General features: G+C 73.9%; 18 protein-coding genes. 11 read left to right on the forward strand and 7 right to left on the reverse strand.

Going from position 1 to position 21,753, the window contains the following annotated elements; all coding sequences use genetic code 11:
• Positions 1-188 precede the first annotated feature (188 nt).
• The 6 genes from BJ992_RS00790 to BJ992_RS00815 all read left to right on the forward strand — a co-directional run bounded on the left by BJ992_RS00790 (position 189) and on the right by BJ992_RS00815 (position 11,767).
• Positions 189-2,753 (forward strand): lantibiotic dehydratase family protein, encoded by a 2,565-nt coding sequence (locus BJ992_RS00790; protein WP_184978045.1) that lies wholly within the window; start codon positions 189-191, stop codon positions 2,751-2,753.
• On the forward strand, positions 2,750-3,838 hold the full coding sequence (locus BJ992_RS00795) for an NAD(P)/FAD-dependent oxidoreductase (protein WP_184978046.1): 1,089 nt from the start codon (positions 2,750-2,752) through the stop codon (positions 3,836-3,838). The genes BJ992_RS00790 and BJ992_RS00795 overlap by 4 nt, the downstream gene beginning before the upstream one ends.
• Positions 3,839-3,870: 32 nt before the next feature.
• The gene (locus BJ992_RS00800) at positions 3,871-6,405 is read left to right on the forward strand and encodes a lantibiotic dehydratase (protein WP_184978047.1); all 2,535 of its coding nucleotides are present in this window, start codon (positions 3,871-3,873) and stop codon (positions 6,403-6,405) included.
• Positions 6,402-7,787, forward strand: a complete 1,386-nt coding sequence (locus BJ992_RS00805) for a TldD/PmbA family protein (protein WP_184978048.1) — start codon at positions 6,402-6,404, stop codon at positions 7,785-7,787. The genes BJ992_RS00800 and BJ992_RS00805 overlap by 4 nt, the downstream gene beginning before the upstream one ends.
• Entirely contained in the window at positions 7,784-9,100 is a 1,317-nt protein-coding gene (locus tag BJ992_RS34095; RefSeq protein WP_184978049.1) for a metallopeptidase TldD-related protein, read from the forward strand. The genes BJ992_RS00805 and BJ992_RS34095 overlap by 4 nt, the downstream gene beginning before the upstream one ends.
• Positions 9,101-9,229: 129 nt before the next feature.
• Positions 9,230-11,767, forward strand: coding sequence for a lantibiotic dehydratase family protein (locus BJ992_RS00815; RefSeq protein ID WP_184978050.1), 2,538 nt, complete (start codon positions 9,230-9,232; stop codon positions 11,765-11,767).
• A 6-nt stretch (positions 11,768-11,773) separates the two neighbouring features.
• On the opposite strand, the gene BJ992_RS00820 is transcribed toward BJ992_RS00815, so the two are convergent.
• From BJ992_RS00820 to BJ992_RS00830, 3 genes are read right to left on the reverse strand one after another with little or no spacing between them, the layout of a single operon-like run.
• Positions 11,774-14,065, reverse strand: coding sequence for a xanthine dehydrogenase family protein molybdopterin-binding subunit (locus tag BJ992_RS00820; RefSeq protein WP_184978051.1), 2,292 nt, complete (start codon positions 14,063-14,065; stop codon positions 11,774-11,776).
• Entirely contained in the window at positions 14,062-15,057 is a 996-nt protein-coding gene (locus BJ992_RS00825) for an FAD binding domain-containing protein (protein WP_184978052.1), read from the reverse strand. Before BJ992_RS00825 ends, BJ992_RS00820 begins: the two co-directional genes overlap by 4 nt.
• Positions 15,054-15,560, reverse strand: coding sequence for a (2Fe-2S)-binding protein (locus BJ992_RS00830; RefSeq protein WP_184978053.1), 507 nt, complete (start codon positions 15,558-15,560; stop codon positions 15,054-15,056). The genes BJ992_RS00825 and BJ992_RS00830 overlap by 4 nt, the downstream gene beginning before the upstream one ends.
• A gap of 126 nt (positions 15,561-15,686) precedes the next feature.
• Between BJ992_RS00830 and BJ992_RS00835 the strand changes: the two genes are divergently transcribed.
• On the forward strand, positions 15,687-16,340 hold the full coding sequence (locus BJ992_RS00835) for a TetR/AcrR family transcriptional regulator (protein WP_184978054.1): 654 nt from the start codon (positions 15,687-15,689) through the stop codon (positions 16,338-16,340).
• 18 nt (positions 16,341-16,358) lie between these two features.
• Here BJ992_RS00835 and BJ992_RS00840 read toward each other — a convergent pair whose 3' ends face one another.
• From BJ992_RS00840 to BJ992_RS00850, 3 genes are all read right to left on the reverse strand, one after another.
• Positions 16,359-17,111, reverse strand: coding sequence for a DsbA family protein (locus BJ992_RS00840; RefSeq protein ID WP_184978055.1), 753 nt, complete (start codon positions 17,109-17,111; stop codon positions 16,359-16,361).
• Between the two features lie 123 nt (positions 17,112-17,234).
• A complete protein-coding gene (locus BJ992_RS00845; protein ID WP_184978056.1) occupies positions 17,235-17,678 on the reverse strand; it encodes a hypothetical protein in 444 nt (147 codons plus the stop codon).
• A 116-nt stretch (positions 17,679-17,794) separates the two neighbouring features.
• The gene (locus tag BJ992_RS00850) at positions 17,795-18,163 is read right to left on the reverse strand and encodes an MmcQ/YjbR family DNA-binding protein (RefSeq protein WP_184978057.1); all 369 of its coding nucleotides are present in this window, start codon (positions 18,161-18,163) and stop codon (positions 17,795-17,797) included.
• Between the two features lie 42 nt (positions 18,164-18,205).
• Here BJ992_RS00850 and BJ992_RS33560 point away from each other — a divergent pair, with 42 nt between their 5' ends.
• The 4 genes from BJ992_RS33560 to BJ992_RS00865 are packed head-to-tail and all read left to right on the forward strand — an operon-like array spanning position 18,206 to position 20,853.
• On the forward strand, positions 18,206-18,334 hold the full coding sequence (locus tag BJ992_RS33560; RefSeq protein ID WP_281390240.1) for a hypothetical protein: 129 nt from the start codon (positions 18,206-18,208) through the stop codon (positions 18,332-18,334).
• On the forward strand, positions 18,331-18,765 hold the full coding sequence (locus tag BJ992_RS00855) for a hypothetical protein (RefSeq protein ID WP_184978058.1): 435 nt from the start codon (positions 18,331-18,333) through the stop codon (positions 18,763-18,765). The genes BJ992_RS33560 and BJ992_RS00855 overlap by 4 nt, the downstream gene beginning before the upstream one ends.
• A 55-nt stretch (positions 18,766-18,820) precedes the next feature.
• The gene (locus BJ992_RS00860) at positions 18,821-20,044 is read left to right on the forward strand and encodes a divalent metal cation transporter (protein WP_184978059.1); all 1,224 of its coding nucleotides are present in this window, start codon (positions 18,821-18,823) and stop codon (positions 20,042-20,044) included.
• The gene (locus BJ992_RS00865) at positions 20,041-20,853 is read left to right on the forward strand and encodes a hypothetical protein (RefSeq protein ID WP_184978060.1); all 813 of its coding nucleotides are present in this window, start codon (positions 20,041-20,043) and stop codon (positions 20,851-20,853) included. Before BJ992_RS00860 ends, BJ992_RS00865 begins: the two co-directional genes overlap by 4 nt.
• Here the strand turns inward: BJ992_RS00865 and BJ992_RS00870 are convergent.
• Complete coding sequence (locus BJ992_RS00870) at positions 20,814-21,752, reverse strand: glycosyltransferase (RefSeq protein WP_184978061.1); 939 nt, start codon at positions 21,750-21,752, stop codon at positions 20,814-20,816. The genes BJ992_RS00865 and BJ992_RS00870 overlap by 40 nt on opposite strands.
• Position 21,753 lies beyond the last annotated feature (1 nt).

The following is a 21,753-nucleotide window of genomic DNA, read 5'->3' on the forward strand; positions in this document are numbered from 1 at the left end:
TGTCTTCTTCTGACGTGCCGAGTTCGAGGCGTGCGGCGGCAGGAACGCAGCATTCTGGAAGACGGGCCGCGCGGCCTGGTCGGCTTACGGTTGGCGTCGAGCCCGTTCCGGTTCACGGCACCGGCGACCTCTCACGCGACCCCGGAGTTCACGCACCATGGAACGGCCCTTGATTTCCAGGCGGCGCCATGACGCCTGATCCGGCCCGGTGGCACCCCGCGCCGCTGGCCCTGCTGCGCCGCACCGGCTTCCCCTTCGAGTCGCTCGGTCACCTCACCTCCGGTGAGGTGACCGGGTCCCTGACGGCGTACCGAGCGGCCCGCCGGCACGCCGAGGAGCTGTACGCGGAGTTCACCGGCGAGGTCTTCGCGAACGCCGTGCGCGAGCAGGAGGAGGCCGGGGCCGCGCCGCCGGTGTTCAAGGCCCTGTACCGAGTGCGCCGCGCCGCGGAACGGGCCGAGCCGCCACCGGCTCAGGCACTGACCGCACTGGAGTCCTTGGGTCCTGAGACCGCCGGGTGGGCCGCACGGCTGCGCGCCGCCTCGGCCCGGCTGGACGCCTGCCGTACCGAGGTGGAGACCACCGCCGAGAAGGCGCTGGCCCGGTCCCGCGCACTGCTGTGGGAGACCGCCGCCACCGAGGACTTCCGCGAGGCCGTCCTGCTGTCCAACCCCGGCGCCTACGAACGCGTGCTCCACCGGCACACCTCCACCGGCAGGCCCGTCCCCGCGCCTGCCTTGTCCGCTGGGAACGGCGCGACCCCGGACAATCGGGAGGTCGCGGTCACCGCAGCCGGTTCCTCCACCCCCACTGCCCCGGCCACCCCCCTTCCCGCCACGCGGAACGCGAAGACGCGGCGTGAGGAGGGGCTGCTGTACGCGTACCTGCAGCGGTTCTGCGCCAAGAACGAGTCGGTGAGCTTCTTCGGGCCGGTGGACGCCGTGCGGGTCGAGCCGGAGTCGGCGGTCTCGCTGGAGATGACCCGGCGGCCCGGCACCTTGCAGGCGCGCTGGACGCGGGCCGCGCACTGGGCCGCCGAGGCGCTGGCGGCCCGTGCCGCCGCCGATCTCGCCGACCTGATCCCGCTGCGCCTGGCCCCGGGTCTCGCGGCCACCCCGGACGGACGGCGGCTCACCCTGCCGGACGGCCGCGCCGCGCGCCTCGACCCGGCCTCCGCCGCCGCGGTACGCGCGTGCGACACCGGTCTCACCCTGACGCGTTTCACCGAGAAGGCCACCGGCGAGGAGGCCGCCGCCGCGCGGCGCCTGGTGGACCGCGGCGTCATCCGCCGCGACATCCCCCTCCCCACCGCTGTGGACGACCCGCTCGCCACGCTCCGCGCCGCGCTCGCCGAACTCGGCGACGAGCGGTGGACGGCGGAACTGGACCGGTTCGCGGCGGCCGTGGCGCGGTTCGCGGCGGCGGGGGACGCCGAGCGGCTCTCGGCGTTGCAGGCGGCGGAGCAGGTGTTCGCCGAGCTGAGCGGGACCGAGCCGCGGCGGGCCGCCGGCACGATCTACGCCGACCGGCTGATCGTCACAGAGGACTGCCGTGGCGACGTCGTGGACGCCGCGATCGGCGGGCCGCTGCTCGCCGAGGTCTCCGCGAACCTCGATCCGGTGCTTCGGCTGTGCGCGGGTTACGGGCTGACCGTCGCCGACGCCGTCCACGAAAAGGCGCTGGAGCTGCACACCGAGCTGGCCACCGGTGGCGTGATCGGTTTCCTGCCGTTCATCGCGGCGCTCGACGCGCGGGTGGACATGGCGGCGATCACGGCCGCGCCGCAGGTCGCCGCCTGGCTGACCCGGCTCGCGGGCCTCGTGAGAGACCGGGACCGCGACGGCCTGGCCGAGCTGCCCCCGTCCGACGTCGCACCGCTCACCCGGCCCCTGCCACCCGGTCTCAGCGTCTCGCCGGACATCTTCCTCGCCGCACCGGACGAGGAGGCGCTGCGTGACGGCGCCGCCGAACTGATCGTCGGCGAGATCCACCACGGCACCCAGATCTGGACGCACCTCGGCGCGCTGCTGCCGGACCACGACCGCGTCGCCGCCGGCCTCTCCGCGCTGCTCACCGTGGACGGCGAGCTCCCGGCGGCCCTCGTGCACCGCCGCACCCAGGGCAAGGCCTTCGAGCGCGACCTGCCGGGCCTCGACATCGAGGTGCTCGGCCGGTCCGCCAAGGACCCCGGCCGCCGACTTCGTGCCGCCGACGTGACGGTGGTGCGCGGCCCGGCGGGCCTGCGGCTGCGTCACCCCGGCCACGCGGAGCTGTTCCTGCGGCCGAGGGATCCGCGCGCCGCGTCGAGCTGGCTGTTCGGCCCGCCGCCTGTGGTCGCGCCGCCGCTCGCCGTGGAAGGCGGCTCCCCGCGTGTGCGCCTCGGTGGCGTCACGCTGTGGCGCCGCGCGTGGGACGTCCCCGCCGCCGCGCTCGACGACCTGCTGCGCGCCGCCGGCCCGGCGGACGCGCTGCTCGCCGCGGACGGGCTGCGTGCCGCGTACGGCCTGCCGTCCCGGGTCTTCGTCCGGGTGCCGGGTGAACGCAAGCCGTTCTTCGCCGACCTGACGGAACCGCTCAGCCTGGAGCACCTCGCGCACATGGCGCGCTCGGCGCCGGGCCCGCTGCGGTGCACCGAACTGCTGCCGGGACCGGACGGCTGGTGGCTGGCCGACCGGCGGGGCCGTTACAGCACCGAACTGCGGATGACGTACGTGACCAGCACCGAGGGACCTCGCGGAAAGGGAAACCCATGACCCGATACGACATCGCCGTCATCGGCGCCGGAGTGGTGGGTGCGTCCACCGCGCGCCTGCTCGCCGACCAAGGCGCCTCGGTATGTGTGCTCGACGCCGGTGCGCGCGGCGGACGCGGCTCGCGCGCCGCGGCAGGCGTCGGGGTGCCGTCGGTGCGCCTGCTCGCCGACCCGGTGATGCTCGGCTTCGCCGAGGCCGGCCGCAAGCAGTTGCTCGCCGACCTGGACGAGCTCACGGGGAACGACCCCGGCAGGCTGCGCACCGAGGCCGGGGTGATCCGGGTGGTGCGGACACCGCAGCACCGTGAGGAGCTGGAGACCGCCGCCGCCGGCCACCCCGGCTACCTCGGCGAGTGGCTGGAAGGCGAGCGGCTGACCGCCACCGAGCCGCTGCTGAGCATCGCCAAGATCCACGGCGCGTACTTCGACCCCACCGGCCTGGTGATGGACGCCGACGGTTACGTCACGCTGCTCCAGCAGGCCGCCGTCGCCGCCGGCGCGCAGCTGCGGCTCGGCACCCAGGTGTTCGGCGTCGAGTCGTCGGCGAGCGGTGTTCAGCTGCGCACGCAGGACGGCGCCATCGAGGCCGACCGGGTCGTCGTCGCCGCCGGCGCGTGGTCCGGCGCCATCCCCGGCCTCACACCGTTGCCGGTCCGTCCGCTGCGCGGCCAGATGCTGCGCCTGGACGCCACCGTCACCCTGCGGCACGTCGTGTCCGGTTCGGTGTACGCCGCGCCGAGCAGGTCCGGCACGGTCGTCGTCGGCGCCACCGAGGAGAACGCGGGCTTCGCCGAGTCGGTGACCCCCGAGGGCCTGCTGGTGCTGACCGCGTTCCTCGGCCGCATGCTGCCGCGCCTCGCCTCCGGCACCCTGCGCGATGCCTGGAGCGGCCTGCGCGCCACCGCGCCTGGCGGCCGTCCCCTGATCGGCACGGTTCCCGGCGACGACCGCGTGATCGCCGCCACCGGTCACGGCGGCCAGGGCATCCTCACCGGGGGGCTCACCGGACGCGCCGTCGCCGGTTACCTCGCCACCGGTGACGACGAGTGGGTGAGAGCGTTCACCCCGGCGCTGGAGCGCGGGTGACCCCGGCGGAGCCTTTGTCCGCCGGAGCGCGGGTGAGCGCGGTGGAGGAGCACCTGTCCGCCGGCGCACCCCGCTGGGAGCTGCATCCGTCGTTCATCCTGCGCAGCACCGGGTTTCCGTTCGCCGTGCTCGACCGCGTCTCCTTCCCGCGTACGGCCGCGCTGATCGACGCGGCACTCGACGCCGAGGACGCGGTGGCGCACGCGGCGGCGGAGGCCGTGGCGCACCTGCGCGACCACGACGGGGTGACCGACGGCCGGCTGCGGCGCAGGCTGTGGAAGAGCCTGTCGCGGCACCGGCCGCTGCCGGCCGGGGAAGGTGAGGACGCCGACGCCGCGACCCGTGCGCTGCTCGCGCGGTACACGGTGGCACTGGAGACGCGTGAGCAGGCGTGGGAGGCGGCCCGTGCGGGACTCGCCGCCGAGCTGCCGGTGCGGCGTGAGGCGCTGCGGGACGCCGCGGCGGACGAACGGTTCCAGGAAGCGGTGTGGTTGTCCAGCCCTCAGATGTACGAACGGGGGCTGCGCGGCCACGTCGCCGGGGACCTCACCGGCCCGCGCACCGGCAGGGTGCGGTCGCTGGAACGCCAGATCGCCGGGTACCTGCAGCGGGTCGCCGCCAAGAACGAGACCGCGTCGTTCTTCGGCCCCATCAACTACGGCGACTTCAGCTCCCCAGGCGCGGAACGGCCCCGCGGCGGCACGGTGACCCGGCGGCACGCCTACGTCGCCTACTGGGTGGTGCGCGCGCTCGCCGACCGGATCGCACAGGAGCCGTCGGTACGTCCTCATCTGCGGCCCCGCCTGTCCCCGCTCGCCACCGTGTCGGTCGCGGCACCGGTCGCGGGGCCGGCCCCGGGCTCCCCTCCGGCCGGTGCGCGTGTCGAGGTCACCTTGGCGCGCAGCCGCACGGTGCGCGTCACCGGACGGGCCGCCGAGGTGCTGCCGCTGGTGGACGGCCTGCGGGACGCCGCCGAGCTGGCCCGCCTGACCGGCGCACCGGTCGCCGAGGTCGTGGCCGCGCTGGACCGGCTCGCCGGAGCACGGTTGCTGACGTTCGGCCTGGACCTGCCGGTCACCGAGCCGCGCGCGCTGGAAGCCCTGTTCGGCCGGGTCGCGGAGCTGCCGGGAGACTGCGCGGCACGCGAGGAGTGGCTCGGACACCTGACCGCGTTGCGTGCCACGCAGCAGGAGTTCGCGCAGGCCGGCTTCTCCCGCCGCCAGGACCTGCTCGACGACCTTGAGCGGACGGTGGCCGGTCTCACCGGGCTCGAACCCCGGCGCGAAGGCGGCCGCCTGTACGCGGACCGGCTGGTGATCACCGAGGAGTGCCTCGGTGACGCCACCCCGCTCAGGCTCGGCGGCGCCGTGCTCGACCGGCTCACCGCCGAGCTCGGCCCCGTGCTCGACCTGCTGGCCGCCGCCGCGATCGGCTCGCACGCCGCGCTGACCGCGACCGCCACGACCGCGCTCGGCCTGACGGAAGGCGGTCGCGTCCCGCTGACCCGGTACCTGGCCGACCCCTGGCCGGAGCGGCCCGTGCCGCCGGTGCCTCCGGCCCGGTGGCGCACGCTGATCGAGGAGAAGGCGGCAGGCGGCGAGCCGGTCGTGCTCGACCCGGCGGACGTCGCGGTGCCGCCGGACACGCTGGCCGGACAGGCGCTGGTCTGCTCGCCGGACGTCATGATCGTGGCACGGGACCTGGACGCCGTCAGAGCGGGGGACTTCACCCTCGTGCTGGCCGAGTCGCACGACACCGCCTTGATGTGGGGGTGGGCCCTGCAGTTCGCCGAGGACCCCGCCGCCGCGCAGGCCGAGGTGGCGGCGTTGCTCGACCGGCTGGACACGACCCACCCGCTGGCGAACATGCTCACCGCCAAACGCGCGAAGATCGTGCCGTTCGAGTTCCCCGGCCCCACCGTGGAGGCCGCGCAGCCGAGCCACCGCACCGACGGCCGCACCATCCCCGCCGGTCAGGTGGACGTCGTGGCGCGAGACGGCAGGCTGCTGCTCGCCGCGCCTGGTCACGACGGCTTCCTGCTGTACAACGGCGAGCTGGACTCCCCGGCGCACAACGTGCTGGCCCCGCCTCGGGTGCGGCCGGTCGCGTTCGGCGGCGACGACGGCGCGCGGCACGTTCCCCGTGTCACGGTCGGCCGCACCGTGATCCAGCGTGAGCGGTGGCTCGTGGCCCGCGACGAGCTCACCCCGGACTCCCCGCCTGGCACCCCCGGCGAGGAGTCGGCGTTCGCGCTGTTCGTGGCGGTGCGCCGCGCGGTACGCCGGCACGGGCTGCCACGCTGGTCGTTCGTCAAGATCCCCGGAGAGCGCAAGCCGGTGCTGCTGGACACCGAGAGCCTGTTCCTCGCCGAACTCGTCGCGCATCTCGGCGAGCCCGGCAGTGATCTGACCCTTTCCGAGATGCTTCCCGGCCCCGGCGACCTGTGGCTCCCCGGACCGGACGGCGCGCACTGCGCGGAACTGCGCCTGGTCGCGGCACGCGCCGTCCCCCTGCCGCGGGAAAGCGCGGCGGCCCCGGTGCTCCAGACGGCCGGGGTACCCGGATGAGCACGCCGCTCGTCGACGGGGACGCCGCGGTGCGGCTCGCGGCCACCGCGGGGACCGGACGCAGAGCGGAGGTGTTCGCCGAGTCCTGGGTGCTGTCGCGGGTCGTGGCCGAACAGGACGGCCTGCGGCTCGGACAGCGCCGCAGGGAGGGAATGGGGTTGTCCCTCGTCACCGAGCGGGGGGTGCACCACAGGCACCTGCCGTGGCTGGCGAGCGAACGGCTGCCGTTGCTGCTGAACGACGCCGCGCGCGGCGCCGACGTGTACGGCCCGCCAGGCGCCGACTGGGACGGCCCCGACGTGGCCACCGACACCGACATCGCGACCTCCGCCACGCTGGCCCGCATGGTGGGGGTCGCCGCGGCCGAGGCCGGCGCGGCGTACCCGGGGGTGACGGTCGCGCGGGTCACCGGTGAGTTCACCGAGCGGTCCACGCTGGTCGCCAGGGAGGACGGTGTGCTGCGCCACGGCGCGCACGCGCATGTGGAGCTGCGGGTCCACGTCACCGCCAGGCGCGGCGGTGCGACCGCGCGGGTGATGCGTGTCGCGGGGGCCGAGGTGCGCGACCCGGGGACCCTCGCCACGTCGGTCGGCGACGAGGTGATCCGGGCCGCGGCGCGCGCGGCGGCCGACGCGGCGGTGCGCGACCTGGACGCCGTCGATCCCCCCGCGGGTGAACTGCCGGTGGTGCTCGCGGCCGGCGGGCCCGGCGCGTTGCTGCACGAGGTGTGCGGCCACGGGCTGGAGGCCGACGTCGCGCTGCAGCCAGGCGCGGCGTACGGAGGGGTGCTCGGGGAACTGCTCGCGCCTTCGGGGCTGACGCTCGTCGACTCGCCGCGCGCGCCGGCCGGCGCCGGGCTGTACCGCTTCGACGACGAAGGGGAACCCGCCGCGTCGGTGGCCCTGCTCGAAGGCGGTGTGCTGCGCTCCTACCTGCACGACCGGCGCACGGCCGCCGCGGCGGGGACGCGGCCCCATGGCCACGGCAGGCGCCTCAGCTACGCCTACCCCGCGCTGCCGCGCATGAGCTGCACGTACGTCGTCCCCGGCGCGCTGGCACCCGAGGAGATCATCGCGGCGACCCCCTTCGGGCTGTACGTCGAGTCCATCGTGTCCGGCGAGACCGACATGAGCTCCGGCCGGTTCAGCGTGCGGGTCACCTCGGGCCGTCTCATCGAGAACGGCAGGCTCACCGCGCCGATCCGCGAGGCCACCCTGTCGGGTACGGGTCTCGGTGTGCTGCGCGACATCGACCTGATCGGTGACGACCTGCGTTTCATGCCGTACGGCTATCAGTGCAACAAGCTCGGCCAGTTCCCCGTCACCGTCTCGGTCGGCCAGCCGACGCTGCGGGTGGCCGCGATGGGGGTGAGCGGCCCGTGACCGCCGAGCACCTGCTCACGTCGGCGAGACGGCTGCTCGACGCGGTGGCGGACGCCGGAGGCGACGCGGCTGACGTGCAGACCGTCACCACGTCGGTGCGCGCCACCCAGATGTTCGCCGACGGCACCCACAGCAGCCGCGACGGCGTCACCACGGTCACGGGTCTGCGGGTCCGCGCCGAAGGCGGCGTCGCCGGCCTGCTGCTCGGCGCGCCACCCGGTTCACCCGCGCAGGTGGCGCGGCTCGCCGTCGAGATGGCCCGTCGTTCCCGGCTCACCACCGATCCCCACGACCTGCCGCCGCCGGTCGCGGCGCGCCGGCCGGTCGAGGCCGCGATCCACCCGTCGGCCGTGGAGCCGGACGTGCCGTTCGACTACTGCCGTGCTCTGCTGTCCCGGCTGCTGACCCCCGTGGAGGGCCCCGTCGCGCTCGGCGCCGAGCATGTGCGCAGCCGGAGCTGGACGGTGGTCGCGGACGCCGCGGGGACGGCCGTGGCGTACGAGCAGGCGGGCCACCACGCGTGGCACTGGCTGGAAGGGCTCGGCGGCCACATGGTGGACGGGCTCGCCGCCACCCGCTTCGGCGAGCTGAGCTGGGACGTCCTCGCGGACCGCGCGCGCGAGTTCCGTGCCGTCCACCTCGCGGGGCCGCGCGCGGTCGTGGAGAGCGGATCGCACCGCGTGCTGCTGCACCCCGAGGTCGCCGCGCATCTGGTGCGCAGCCTCGGATTCCTGCTCAGCGCCGGCAACGTGCTCGCCGGCATGCGTCCCCTGCTGACCCGGGTGGGCCGCAGGATCGCGGCCCCCGCCGTCACCCTCGTGGACGACCCACCCACCCCGGTGGACGCGCAGGGCACGCCGACCCGGCCGCAGACGCTCCTGGAGAACGGGGTGCTGCGCGGTTTCCTCACCGGCCGGGACAACGCGGCGGCGCTCGGCGTGGCCCCGTCCGGCTCGGCACGCCGCGAGGCGCCGGACAAACCGGCCGTGGAGAGCCCGTCCCGCATCGCGCTCGTCCCCGGCCACCAGTCCATGGACGAGTTGCGGTCCGCCATGGACGACGGCATCGAAGCCGTCGGGGTCGTGCATCCCGGCGCCATCAGGGGCCGCCGCGGCACGTTTTCCACGGTGGTGCTCGGCTGGCGGGTGCGCGGCGGTCGCCGCACGCACGCACTCGGCCCGGTGCGGCTGTCTCTCGGCGTGTTCGAGCTGCTCCGCTCCATCGAGGCGGTGGCCGACGAACCGGCCCGTTCGTTCCTCGCCGCCGGCGCCTCCACCCCCGGTGTGCTCGTCTCGCGCATGGACGCCGGCTGAGCGCGCCTGACAGCAACCGGCATGCGGCTGACAACTAGCTGACATCGTCTCACCTGGTCCGGGGCTCACGAAGCTCGGAGAGTTACTGCTAGCGACAGCGAACTCCTCCAGCCCCGTGAAGAGGCCCAGATGACGCATGCCCTGCCACGTCCCGCTCCGTGGTCGTTGCTCGACCACCTGGTGGTGCGCACGACCGGGTTCCCCTACGAGGCGGTCGAGGAGCTGAGGCTGCCGGCGTCGGCCGAGGCCATCGACGCCGTGCTCGCCGCGGAACGCGCGGCCGGTGAGCACCGTGCGACGCTGCTGCGCGACACGTTCCCCGCCGCGGTGCGCGCCGCCGCCGGTGACAAGGCCGCGGGACGGCTGCTCAGCAGGCAGCGTGCGGCGGTGGGCCGCTTCCGTCCCGTCGCCGTCCCCGAGGCGTACGGCGCGGCCGTACCGACCGAGGCGCTGACCGAGGCGCTGACCGAGTGGAACCGGCTGCTGGCGGTGACGGCGGAACTGGCCGAGCGCGCCGAGGCCGCGCACCCCGCCGAGCTGGCCCTGTGCGGTGAACGGCTGAGGGCCGTCGCCGCCGATCCGCGCCTGCAGGACGCGATCTTGCTGCTCAGTCCGGCCTTCCACGACAGCCTGCGCAAGTACGCCGCCGGATCGGCCAAGGACGCGCGCCAGGTGGAACGGCGGCTCGCGGCCTACCTGCAACGCCTCGCCGCCAAGAACGAGACCAACAGCCACTACGGCCCGGTCAACCACGGCAGGCTGGACCCCGGGCTGACCGCGCCGCTGCGCGTGGTTCGTGACCCGTCGCGGGTGACCCGCACGGTGTTCGCCGCCGCGCGGCTCGCCGACGCGCTGACCGCCGCCGTCCACGCCGACCCCCGCATGCGTCCGCACCTGCGGCCCCGCCGCTCGGTGGCCTTCCAGGTGGCGGACGGCCGCGCGACCCACACCGGCACCGGCCGGGCCGTGGCGCTGTCCCCTGAGGACGTACGACTGATCGAGGCCGCCGACGGCACGCGCGGGGTGGCCGAGCTCGCGGCGGACCTCGGCGAGCCGTGGACGTCGGTCGCGGCCCGGGTCGCGGCGCTCGTCCACCGCCGCCTGCTGGTCTTCGCGCCACCCGCCGCGCCGGACACCGCGTACCCGCTCGCGGCGGTGGCCGGCTGGCTCGCGAGTTGTCCACAGGCTGTGGACGACGATGCCGACCAGGCCGTCAAGGAGTGGAGTTCCACCGCGCAGGAGCTGACCGGCCTCGTCGCCGCGTGCGCCGCCGAGCCGCGCACCACCGCGATGACCGCGCTGCGGCGGCTGGAGGAGCGGTACGAGGAACTGTCGGGGGAGGCCGCGCGGCGCGGTGGCGGGACGATGTACGCCGACCGGACACTGGTCTTCGAGGAGTGCAGAGGCGACCTCGCGCGGTTCGAGCTCGGCGGCGGCACCGCGCGGCGCGTCGGCGACGACCTGGTCCCGGTGATCGAGCTGTGGCGCACCGCGGCCCTGCTGCGGAGCCACGACCAGCGGCGGCAGGCCCGGCGGGTGCTCGACGCGCTCACGCCTCGCGGCGACGTCCCGCTGCTGCGCTACCTGCGCTCGGCCACCGCGGCCGTACCGGACGGCGGCCCGGTTGGCGGCCCGGTGGATGGCACGGTTGGTGGCACGGAGGACACCGCGCTCGCCGGCTTCGGCCGCGCGCTGCGCGGGCTGCTCGACGGCCACGGCGACGCGCCGCACGTGGAGCTGGCCCCGGAGCGGCTGGCCGCCGTGTCGGCCGGCGCGCTCGCCGCGATCGACGACGTGAGCCATCCGTCGTTCACCTCGGTCGACCTGATGCTCGCGGCCGACGGGCCCGAGGCGGCGGCCGAGGGGAGGTTCCGGCTCGTGGTGGGTGAGGGCCACGCGCCGGCGTTGCTGTCGGTGTTCCCGACCGACCACTTCCGCCGTGAGTCCGGCGACCCCGACCGGGTGGCGGCGCTGCTCGCGAAGGTGTTCGCGGACGCCGGGGTGCGGGTGGGCCAGGTGCTCATCGGCCGCGGCACCAAGATCTTCCCGTACCGGCTGGCCGACACCCTGATCGAGCTGCGACCCCACCTGCCCGGCCCCGGCGGCGTTCCCGCGGCCGCGCTGCGCGTGCGCGCGGACGGCCACGGGGTGGCCCTGTACGACGACGACGGCCCCCTGCTGCTGCACCCCCAGTTGCGCCGCGCGCCGGGCTTCGACCCGTTCGCGCCGTTCACCTTGCCGGCGGTCGAGGACCATCCCGTCACGCTGCCTGAGCACACCCCGAGGATCACCGTCGGCGGTGTCGTCTACCAGCGGGAACGGTGGCGGGTGCCGGGCCTGCCGTGGGACGCCGGGCTCGGCGGCTGGGGGCTGCTGCGCGCCGCGCGCGAGTGGCGCGCGCGGTCCGGCATGCCGGAGCAGGTGTACTACCGCACGCCGGAGGAGCCGAAGCCGTTGCTGCTCGACTTCACCAGCCGCCACCTGGTGGAACTGTTCCACCGGCACGTGGCGCGCGGCGCGGGTCCGGTGACGGTGAGCGAGATGCTCCCCGCACCGGACGACCTGTGGCTGACGGGCCCGGACGGCCGCCACACCATGGAACTGCGCGCCTTCGCCGTGCACCCCGGCGGCGCCGGCGCCACGGGCTGGCGCCTGCACCGCGGGTGACGGCGCTCAGAGCAGCTTGTCGAGCGTGATCGGCAGGTCGCGCACGCGCCTGCCGGTCGCGTGATGCACCGCGTTGGCCACCGCGGCGGCGACGCCGGTGATGCCGACCTCGCCGACGCCTACCAGGCCGAGCGGCATCGTGGGGTCGGGATCGTCCAGCCAGTGCACGTCGATCGGGGGGACGTCGGCGTGCACCGGGACGTGGTACTCCGACAGGCTCGGGTTCATGATCCGTCCCGTGCGCGGGTCGACCAGCGTGGCCTCCGACAGCGCCATGCCGATCCCCATCACGATGCCGCCGCGCAACTGGCTCGCCACCGTCTTGGCGTTGATCACGCGGCCAACGTCGAACGCCGCGGTCCAGCGCGTCACCCGCACCTCGCCGGTGTCCGGATCGACCCGCACCTCGCAGAACTGCGCACCGGACGCGGCACGCACGAACCGCCGCCGATCACGCAGGAACCGCGCCATGAACCTCACCTGGCCGGCCACCTGACCGACCCTGCTCCGCGACCCCACGGCGGCCTCGGCGTGGTCGCGGCCCGCGCGGGCCAGGATCGCCGTATAGCTCTCGCCGGTGCCGGCGACCGGATGCAGGCCGCCGTCCCGCGCCACGACGTCACGCGGACGCAGGCCACGCAACGGCGAGCCAGGCGACCTTCTGGCCATGGTCAGCAGCGACCGCTTCAGCTTGTCCACCGCTTCGAGCAGCGCCGCCGCCACGGCCGCGGTCTGACCCGACCCGCCGGCCGGCGGCCCCGGCGGCAGGTCGGTGTCGCCGTACTCGACCCGCACCGCGCCGACCGGCACACCGATGGCGTCGGCCGCGATCTGCGCGTGCGCGGTCGCGCCACCCATCCCCATCTCCTGGAACCCGCACCGCACGAGCACCGTGCCGTCCGCCGAGAGCCGCACCGTGATGTCCCCCCAGAACAGCCACGCGGGGTGGTACGCCGTCGCGACCCCCATGCCGACCAGCCAGCGGCCGTCCCGCATGGACCCCGGCTCCGGTGTGCGGTCCCGCCAGCCGAACCTGTCGGCGCCGAGCGCGTACGCCTCGCGGAGCATGCGGTGCGAGAACCTCTTGCCGTCGATCGGGTTGCGCTCCGGCTCGTTGCGCATGCGCAGCTCGATCGGGTCCAGGCCGAGCCGGTACGCCAGCTCGTCCATCGCCGCCTCGACGGCGAACGTGCCGATCGCCTCACCCGGCGCGCGCATGGTCGCGTTGGAGAGCATGTCCAGGTCGACGAGGCTCTGCCTGACCAGGATGTTCTCGGCGTCGTAGAGGTGGCGGGACTGCGACGTCACCTGCTCGGGGCCGCCACCCACCCGGCCCTTCGCGGTGACGCTCGTGTGGATCAGCGAGGTCAGCCGGCCGTCGGGCCGCGCGCCGAGCGCCACGCGCTGCGCCGACGGGGTGCGCGCGCCGACCGTGCGGTACACGCCTTCGCGGGTGAGCATCATGCGCACGGGACGGCCGGTCGCGCGGGCCGCCATCGCGGTGAGCAGCGTGCCGGCCCAGACCGACGCCTTGCCGCCGAACCCGCCGCCGACGTACGGCGCGATGACGCGGATGTTCGCGGCCGGCACGCCGAACCGCACGGCCAGGTGGTCCCTGACCCAGACGATGCCCTGCGTGGCGTCGTGCACCGTGAGCCGGTCGCCGTCCCACACGGCGGTCGTGGCGTGCGGCTCGATGGCGTTGTGGTTCTGCGGCGGCGTGGTGAAACGCAGGTCGAGCGACACCGGCGCCGCGGCGAGCGCGGCCTCCGCGTCACCCTTCCTCTCCTCGCCGCTCGACAGCAGGTCGCTCTTCTGGAGGACGGCGTCCGGTTCGGCGGCGGTGAAGTCCACCGTGGCGGGGAACTCCTCGTAGGTCACCTCGACCAGCGTGGCGGCGTGCCGTGCGGCCCCGATGGTCTCGGCGACCACCATCGCGACCGGCTGGCCGTTCCAGTGGACCTCGTCGGTGTTGAGGTAGGCCACCGACGTGCCGGACGCCAGCGTGCTCGGGTTCATGGGGGTCGGCTTCGGCGCCGGCTTCAGCGCAGGCGCGTTCAGGTGGGTGAGGACGGCGACCACACCGGGTACGGCGGCGGCCCGCTCGGTGCCGACGCGGGTGATCCGGCCCCTGGTGATCGTGGCGTGCACCAGCGCGCCGTGCGTGAGGCCGGGGTAGGGGTACTCGGCGGCGAACAGCGCGGCGCCGGTCGTCTTGGCCGTGCCGTCCACCCGGTCCAGCGGCCTGCCGACATAGCTCTCGGCGGCCGGCGCGGGCCGGGTCTCGGTCTGGGTCATGCCGCGCTCCCCTCGGTGAGCAGCCGCGTCAGCGTCGCGACGACGGTGCGGCGAGCCAGCTCGATCTTGAAGCCGTTGTGCGCGTCGCCGGTGGCGGCGGCCAGCTCGGCGTCGGCGGCCCGCAGGAACGTCTCCTCGGTGGCCGGAGCCCCGGTGAGCACCCGCTCGGCCTCGTGCGCGCGCCACGGCTTCGGGGCCACCCCGCCGAGCGCCAGCCGCGCCTCCCGCACGGCGCCGTCCCCGACGTCCAGCGCGGCGGCCACCGAGACCAGCGCGAACGCGTACGACGCGCGGTCGCGGACCTTGCGGTAGCGGGACACGGCCGCGATCGGCAGCGCCGGCAGCTCGACCGCGGTGATCAACTCGTCGGCGGCCTTCACCGTCTCGATGTGCGGGGTGTCCCCCGGCAGCCGGTGGAAGTCGCCGAGGGGGACGCGGCGGGTGCCGCGCACGCTCTCCAGCTCCACGGTGGCGTCCAGCATGGCGAGCGCGACACACATGTCGGAGGGGTGGGTCGCGGCGCAGTGCTCGCTCGTGCCGAGCACGGCGAGACCTCGGGTGAGACCGCCGGCGGCGTCGCAGCCGGCGCCGGGGTCGCGGCGGCCACAGGCGGCGGCCTCGTCGTAGAAGTACATGCAGCGGGTGCGTTGCATCAGGTTGCCGCCGACCGTGGCCATGTTGCGCAACTGCGCCGAGGCGCCGCTCAGGATCGCCTGGGCCAGCACCGGGTAGCGAGCCCGGATCGCGGGGTGCGCGGCGACGTGGCTGTTGCGCACCAGCGCGCCGATGCGCAGGCCTCCGTCCGGCAGCTCCTCGATCGCCGACAGCGGCAGGCGGGTGATGTCGATGACGGTGTCCGGCCGTTCGACCCCCTCGCGCATGAGGTCGACGAGGTTGGTGCCGCCGCCGAGGAACCGCGCGTTCGGCCGTTCGGCCACCTCGCGCACGGCCGTCGCGACGTCCGGCGCGCTCACGTAGTCGAACGTCCTCATCGGGCCCCCTCCGCCGTCGCGACCTGCCGGATCGCGGCGACGATGCCGTTGTAGGCGCCGCACCGGCACAGGTTGCCGCTCATGCGCTCGCGGATCTCGGGCTCCGACAGCTCGCACGGGCCGGCCGCCAGGTGCTCGGTGACCGCGCTCGGCGCGCCTGCCGCGTGCTCGGCGAGCATGCCGGCGGCCGAGCAGAGCTGGCCGGAGGTGCAGTAGCCGCACTGGAAGCCGTCGTGCTCGACGAACGCCTCGCGCAGGCCCTCGGCCGCGAGGCCCTCGACCGTGGTGATCTCGCGGCCGTCGTACTGCACGGCGAGCGCCAGGCAGGAGTTGATCCTCGTCCCGTCCACCAGGACCGTGCAGGCGCCGCACGCGCCTTGGTCGCAGCCCTTCTTGGTGCCGGTGAGGCCGAGATGCTCGCGCAACGCGTCGAGCAGGCTGACCTCCGGTTGCAGGTCGAGCGGCGTGGTGACGCCGTTGACCCGTATGCGTACCTCGACCACGTTTCCTCCATCAGCGGGCTTTCCGCCTCCCCAGGGGACGCTAACAGAACGCCGTATCCTTAACAAGAGAACGTCGTTCTTTTAAGCTGGGAGAATGTCCCCACGGAGTCGTATGCTTGCGTGGACATGAAGCAGGCACCGTTCGCCCGGGCCAGGCGGCCCGAGCAGAAGCTCCAGCGGCGGGAGGCCATCCTCGACGCGGCCAGAGACCTCGCCGTACGGCACGGGGTGCGCGACGTCAGCCTCGGCGGCGTCGCGAGCGCCGTCGGGCTGGCCAAGTCCAACGTCATCCGCTACTTCGGCACCCGCGAGGAGATCTACCTGGAGCTCGCGGCGGAGGAGTGGCGCGCCTGGCGCGACGACGTCGTCTCCAAGCTCGGCCCCACGTCCGGCGCGTCCGGCGTCGTCGCCACGCTCGCCGGCACCCTGGAGTCCCGGCCCCTGCTGTGCGACCTGATCGGCCACGCGTCCCTCAGCCTGGAGTACAACGTCTCCCTGGAGGCGGCCCGCGCGTTCAAACGCGTCGTGCTCGGCGTCGTCGACGACCTCGGCACGGCCATCGCCGCGAGCGGCGCCGGCCTCACCGCCGGCGAAGGCGCCGAGCTGGCCGGTGCCGCCAGTGCGCTGGCCGGCACCCTCTACCCGATGGCCAACCCCTCGCCGGTCCTCAGCCGGCTCTACGCCGAGGACCCCGACATCGCGGCCGCCTGCCCCGCCTTCCGGCCGACGCTCGTCCGGGCCCTGTCCGCGCTCGCCGTCGGCATCCCGGCACTGCGCTGACCGGCCCGGTCCGGCCGGTCAGCCCTTGGTGGCCTCGGTGAGCGCCTGGCGCAGGCCGTCGGCCGACAGCGTCTCGCCGGTGCTGAGGGCCCGGCCGTCCAGGAACAGCGCCGGCGTGCCGTTGACCTTGCCGTCCTTGAACGTCGCGTCGGTCCGCTGCCGGACCGTCGCCGCGTGCTGCTGGGAGTCCATGCACGACAGGACCGACGAGTCGGTGATCCCCGCGTCGCCGGCGAAGCCCTTCAGGTCGCCGACGGTCAGCGCCGTACGCTCGTCCGGCTGCTTGGTGAAGACCGCGTCGTGGAACCGCATCCAGGAGTCCCCCGGCACGCACATCGACGCGGCGGCGGCCCGCAGCGAGCCCTCGGGGTTCACGAACGCGAGCAGGTGGTAGACGACCTTGATCTTGCCCTGCGCGGCGAACTCCTTGATGACACCGGAGCTCGTGTGCTCGAACTCCTTGCAGATGGGGCACTGGAAGTCCTCGTAGACGTCCAGCACCGGCGTGGTGACCCCCGGCTTCGCCATGGTCGCCGTGACCTGCGCCGGGTCGACGGTGACAGGGGCGAGTTCGCCGGCGTACCGGCTCGGCTCCGCGCGGTTCAACGAGTAGACGACCCCGCCGGCCACCACGGCGATCACCACGGCGACCACAAGGCCGATCAGCAGCAGACGGCGCCGTTTGTCCTGCTGTTGCTGCCGGATCCGCTCCTCGCGCAGGCGATCGCGCGCCGACTGCCGGGACGCCTTGCTCATGACCCTGGAACCCATCTCTCGCCAGAATGGCGGCCCGAACCCCGCGGGCCCACCGGGACGTTCCTCACAAACGCTACCGGCTCAGGTGGGTGGTGCCGCCGTCAGGGCACCCCCTCGATCATGCGGCCCGGCCGTGATTCAGGAGTGGTCCGGCCGGAACGCGACGGCCCGCACCCCACGCGGCCGCGCCGCGCCGGAGGGGCCGCGCAGCCGTCCGGCCTCCCGCCACGTCCACCGGTGCCGTCCCCCGTGCCGTACCAGCATCGACCGGCATTCCTCCGGTGTGAGGAACCGGTGCGCCGGCCGCGGCAACCGCCGCCTGCCGAGGCGTATCTCCACCGCCGGACCCGCCTGCAGGTCGCGGTACCAGTCGCTGCCGTCCCCCACGACGTACACCGTGCCCTCGGCCCGGTCGAGATGCACGACCTTCAACGTGCTCTCCGCGGCCGTCTCCGTGCCGGCCCTCCGCGTCACCAGGTAGAGCACCCGCCGTCCGAGCGTCCACCCGAGCCCCAGCCGATAGAGCCACACCGGCGCGCGCAGCGCCTCCCAGACCCGTCCACGGCGGTCCATCGGCCCCATCTCAGCTCTCCTCGGCGGTTCACGACGGCCAGACGCGGCCACGGCGACCGCGCAGAGGAATGGTATGACCTGCGGCATTTGAGGTGGTATGTGGCTTTACACGAATTTTATCCGAATCAACCCGGCAGTGCCTCTCCGGTAGCGGCAGGGAACTCATAGGTGTCCGCCAGGGACTTGGGGGCCGTCAGGTACCAGGCCTCGGTGACGAGCTCGGTCAGCTCGTCGAGCTCGATCTTGGCGAGGTGGACCACGACCCAGCCGAAGCGGTCGGTGGTGAACTGCTTCTCGAAGACGTCGGGACGCTCGGAGACGAGCGCGATCTGCTCGTCGATGGTGGCTTTGAGCCCCACGGTCTCGGTGCGCTCCCACAGGTAGCCGAAGCCCTTGTCCCGGACCTTCATCGCCACCCAGTCACCGCCAGGGACCTGCCGCACCTCGGGAAGCCGGTCCAGAATGCCGAGGAACTCATCGATGGTCACACCCATGGGTCCGGTGTACCAGGCGGCTGTGACATTCCGGGAAACGGCATGGCTTCCCCCTGCGAGGGCAGGCGGTGTGGCGTGCTGGACGAAGGGCTGGTGCTGCTGCTCGCCTGGGGGCAGCTGATCGCGATGGTCGGCGCGCTCGCGTACTTCCTGCTACGGGGGAGGGTATGAGCGCGCGGGCCGTCCTCGTCGCCGTGCTGGTGGTCGCGCTCGGCGGCTGCGTCGCGCCGGCCTGGGGAGAGCGGGACTACGAACTGAAGGCCGCGGCGACGGCCGAAGCGGCGGCGTCCACCGTGGACCTGGCGCGGCTGGCGGTCGAGGCCGAGGACCGGCTCACCGGGCCGTACCTGAAGACGCTGCTCACCCGCGTGGTGGACGACCTCGGCACGGTGAACGACCAGTTCGGCGCGGTGCAGCCGCCGTCAGGCGAAGCCGACCGGCTGCGCACCGAGGTCACCGACCTCACCTCGGAGGCCGAGGTGAAGGCCCAGGACCTGCTCATCCAGGTCAAGAGGGACGGCATCGGCGACCCCGCCTCGGCGGGCCGTGAGCTGGGGGAGATCGCCGAACGGCTCAGGAGGGTCGAGGAGACCTACCAGTGAAGGGCGGGAAGCGCGCGCGAGCCGCCGCCGAACGGGCCACGACGGGGGCCGTACGGTGAAGAAGCTCTTCGCGGTCACGCTCGGCATACTCACCGCGTTCGGCGGGTTCGTCGACATCGGGGACCTGGTCGCGAACGCGCTGGTCGGCGCGCGGTTCGGCATGTCGCTCGCCTGGGTCGTGCTGGTCGGGGTCATCGGCATCTGCCTGTTCGCCGAGATGTCCGGCCGGATCGCGGTCGCCTCGCAGCGGCCGGTGTTCGACCTCGTACGCGAACGGCTCGGACCGCGGGCCGGGCTGACCAACCTCGGGGCGTCGTTCTTCATCAACGTGCTCACCCTCGCCGCGGAGATCGGCGGCGCCGCGCTGGCGCTCGAACTGGCCACCGGGATCGACTACCTGCTGTGGGTGCCGGGTGTGGGGCTGGTGGCGTGGCTCATGATGTGGCGGGTGCGGTTCGAGACCATGGAGCGGGTCTTCGGGCTCGCCGGGCTGGCCCTGGTGGTGTTCGCCGTCGCGGTGTGGAAACTCGGCCCCGAGTGGGGCACGCTGGCGCACCAGACGGTACGTCCGCCGCCGGACGAAGGCATACCGACCTACTGGTACTACGCCATCGCGCTGCTCGGCGGCGCCATGACGCCGTACGAGGTGTTCTTCTTCTCCTCCGGCGGCGTCGAGGAACGCTGGACACGCAAGGACCTCGTGACCTCGCGGGCCAACGTGTTCGTGGGCTTCCCGCTCGGCGGGTTCCTGTCCCTGGCCATCGCCGCCTGCGCGGCCACGGTGTTCCTGCCGGCCGGGATCCAGGTCGAATCGCTCGACCAGATGCTGCTGCCGGTGGGTCTCGGGCTCGGGCAGATCGGGCTGGCGCTGGTCATCTTCGGGGTGTTCGCCGCGACCTTCGGCGCCACGCTCGAGACGGCGCTGTCGTCGGGGTACACGATCAGCCAGTACTTCGGCTGGCAGTGGGGCAAGTTCGTCCGGCCGCGGGACGCCGCGCGGTTCCACGTGGTGGTGCTCGTCGTCACGATCGTCGCCGTCGCGCTCGTGCTCACCACCGTGGACCCGATCAAGGTGACCGAGTACTCGCTGGTGTTCTCCGCGATGGCGCTGCCCCTGACGTACCTGCCGGTGCTGATGATCGCCAACGACCCGGACTACATGGGGGACCAGGTCAACGGCCGGTTCTCCAACGCGCTCGGCACCGTGTACATGGTGCTGCTGCTGGTGGTCGCCGCGGCGGCCGTACCGCTGATGATCGCGACGAAGGCGGGTCAATGACCGAGACGGCCAGAGTGCTGCACGCGCAGCTCCACCTGCTGGACCGGCAGGTGGTACGGGCCCGCGACGGCCGCATGGTGTGCAAGGTCGACGACCTGGAGACGGCGCTCGACGCCGGCGGCCGGCCGTACGTCACGGCCCTGCTGTACGGGCCGCTGGCGCTCGGGCCGCGCGTCGGCGGCGTCCCCGGCGCGCTGATGACCGCCGTCACCCGGCTGCTGCGGCCCGAGGAGGACCCCGCGCCGCGCCGCATCCCCATGTCGCTGGTGTCACAGATCGGCAGCGCGGTCCAGGTCGGAGGCGAACCCGGCCACCCGGCGCTGGAGCGGTGGGCCAGGGACAACATCGTCTCCCGCATCCCGGGGAGCGGGGACGCCGCGACTGACACCGCCGAGGGACACGAGCATCCCGGCGAGAACACACCAGGCAGGGGACGGCTCAGCGCGCTGATCGGGCTCCAGGTCACCGACGCGTCCGGAGCCACGGCCGGCCAGGTGGCGGACGTGCGGCTGACCCAGGACGGGCCGCTGCTCGACGAGACGGGACAGGCGTTCCAGGTGGCGGGGTTCGTCGTGGTGCCGCGGCACACCGGCCAGCTGTTCGGGTACGAACGCGGCCCCGGCGGCCAGGCGCCGCTGCTGGTCCGCGTGATCATCCGCCGGCTGCACCGGGGGAGCCGCTACGTCCCCTGGTCCGCCGTCGGGTCGGCCGGCGCGGACGGCGTGCGCCTCACCGTCCCCTTCGATGAACTGCCTCCGCTGACCGAGCTCTACCGGCGCACCTCGCACAGCAACGCGTCCCAGTCCTGAAGAAACCGCGTCAGACCGTACCGGCTCAGCGCGGCGGCGCGTGCCGCCTTCCCCGCCTGCGCGGCGCGCGCCGGATCGGCCGCGAACGACGCCAGGGCCGCCGTCAGCGTCGCGACCCTCGTGGACACCACCCCCGCCTCGGCCGGTACGGCCTCCACCGCCTCGGTGCAGGCAAGGGCCACCACCGGCATGCCGAGCAGCATGGCCTCGATCAGAGAGAGGCCGAGCGACGTCCAGCGGTACGGATGCAGGTAGACCCGGCGGCGGGCCAGCTCGGCGTGCATCGCGTGCTGCGGCAGGTCCTCGAACGTGTCGTAGGGAAGCCCGGTGACCTTCATGCCGAACACGTCCAGCGGCACGGCTTCCGCGAACCCCGGCAGCAGATCGGTCCCCGTGACCCGCGCACGCCGCACCGGTTCGTTGACCACGACCCCCGCGCGGGGCAGCTCACCGGTGTAGCGGTGCCCCGGGTCGACGACACCGTGCTCGATGACCCGGGCCGGCGCACGGCCGCTGTCCCAGAACAGGTCGTTGAAATGCGTCACGTGCACCAAAGGGATGTCGTCCCTGCCGGCCAGCGGATGCACGGTACGCGGCACGTCCCCCGCCGGCGCGTTGTGCTCCACGTACACCGCCGGCACGTCCACCCCTGGACGACGGCCCAGCCAGCGCTCGGCCAGTTCGATCTCGTGCGGCCGTTGCAGCACGACGACGTCGGGCTCCTCCTCACGCAGCCGATCGGCCGGCACCTCACGCACCGACCCCGGCCACACGTACGTCCGCGCTCGACCCCGTCCGTCCGGCCCCCTGCCGGGAACCAGCGGCACGACGTACTCGTGACCACCCTGCACGAACGCCGTCGTCCACGACCCGTGCACATGCCAGAGCAGCACCCTCATC

Origin of the sequence: Sphaerisporangium rubeum, assembly GCF_014207705.1 — a bacterium.
Lineage (GTDB): Bacteria > Actinomycetota > Actinomycetes > Streptosporangiales > Streptosporangiaceae > Sphaerisporangium > Sphaerisporangium rubeum.

What these genes read in the sequence shown, in the direction of transcription:
- BJ992_RS00815 (WP_184978050.1), top strand. Translation starts at nt 9,230, where the DNA reads ATGACGCATGCCCTGCCACGTCCCGCTCCGTGGTCGTTGCTCGACCAC.
- BJ992_RS00855 (WP_184978058.1), top strand. Translation starts at nt 18,331, where the DNA reads ATGAGCGCGCGGGCCGTCCTCGTCGCCGTGCTGGTGGTCGCGCTCGGC.
- BJ992_RS00865 (WP_184978060.1), top strand. Translation starts at nt 20,041, where the DNA reads ATGACCGAGACGGCCAGAGTGCTGCACGCGCAGCTCCACCTGCTGGAC.
- BJ992_RS00840 (WP_184978055.1), bottom strand. Translation starts at nt 17,111, where the DNA reads ATGGGTTCCAGGGTCATGAGCAAGGCGTCCCGGCAGTCGGCGCGCGAT.
- BJ992_RS00835 (WP_184978054.1), top strand. Translation starts at nt 15,687, where the DNA reads ATGAAGCAGGCACCGTTCGCCCGGGCCAGGCGGCCCGAGCAGAAGCTC.
- BJ992_RS00820 (WP_184978051.1), bottom strand. Translation starts at nt 14,065, where the DNA reads ATGACCCAGACCGAGACCCGGCCCGCGCCGGCCGCCGAGAGCTATGTC.
- BJ992_RS00850 (WP_184978057.1), bottom strand. Translation starts at nt 18,163, where the DNA reads ATGGGTGTGACCATCGATGAGTTCCTCGGCATTCTGGACCGGCTTCCC.
- BJ992_RS00845 (WP_184978056.1), bottom strand. Translation starts at nt 17,678, where the DNA reads ATGGGGCCGATGGACCGCCGTGGACGGGTCTGGGAGGCGCTGCGCGCG.
- BJ992_RS00825 (WP_184978052.1), bottom strand. Translation starts at nt 15,057, where the DNA reads ATGAGGACGTTCGACTACGTGAGCGCGCCGGACGTCGCGACGGCCGTG.
- BJ992_RS00870 (WP_184978061.1), bottom strand. Translation starts at nt 21,752, where the DNA reads ATGAGGGTGCTGCTCTGGCATGTGCACGGGTCGTGGACGACGGCGTTC.
- BJ992_RS33560 (WP_281390240.1), top strand. Translation starts at nt 18,206, where the DNA reads ATGGCTTCCCCCTGCGAGGGCAGGCGGTGTGGCGTGCTGGACGAAGGG.
- BJ992_RS00795 (WP_184978046.1), top strand. Translation starts at nt 2,750, where the DNA reads ATGACCCGATACGACATCGCCGTCATCGGCGCCGGAGTGGTGGGTGCG.
- BJ992_RS00805 (WP_184978048.1), top strand. Translation starts at nt 6,402, where the DNA reads ATGAGCACGCCGCTCGTCGACGGGGACGCCGCGGTGCGGCTCGCGGCC.
- BJ992_RS00790 (WP_184978045.1), top strand. Translation starts at nt 189, where the DNA reads ATGACGCCTGATCCGGCCCGGTGGCACCCCGCGCCGCTGGCCCTGCTG.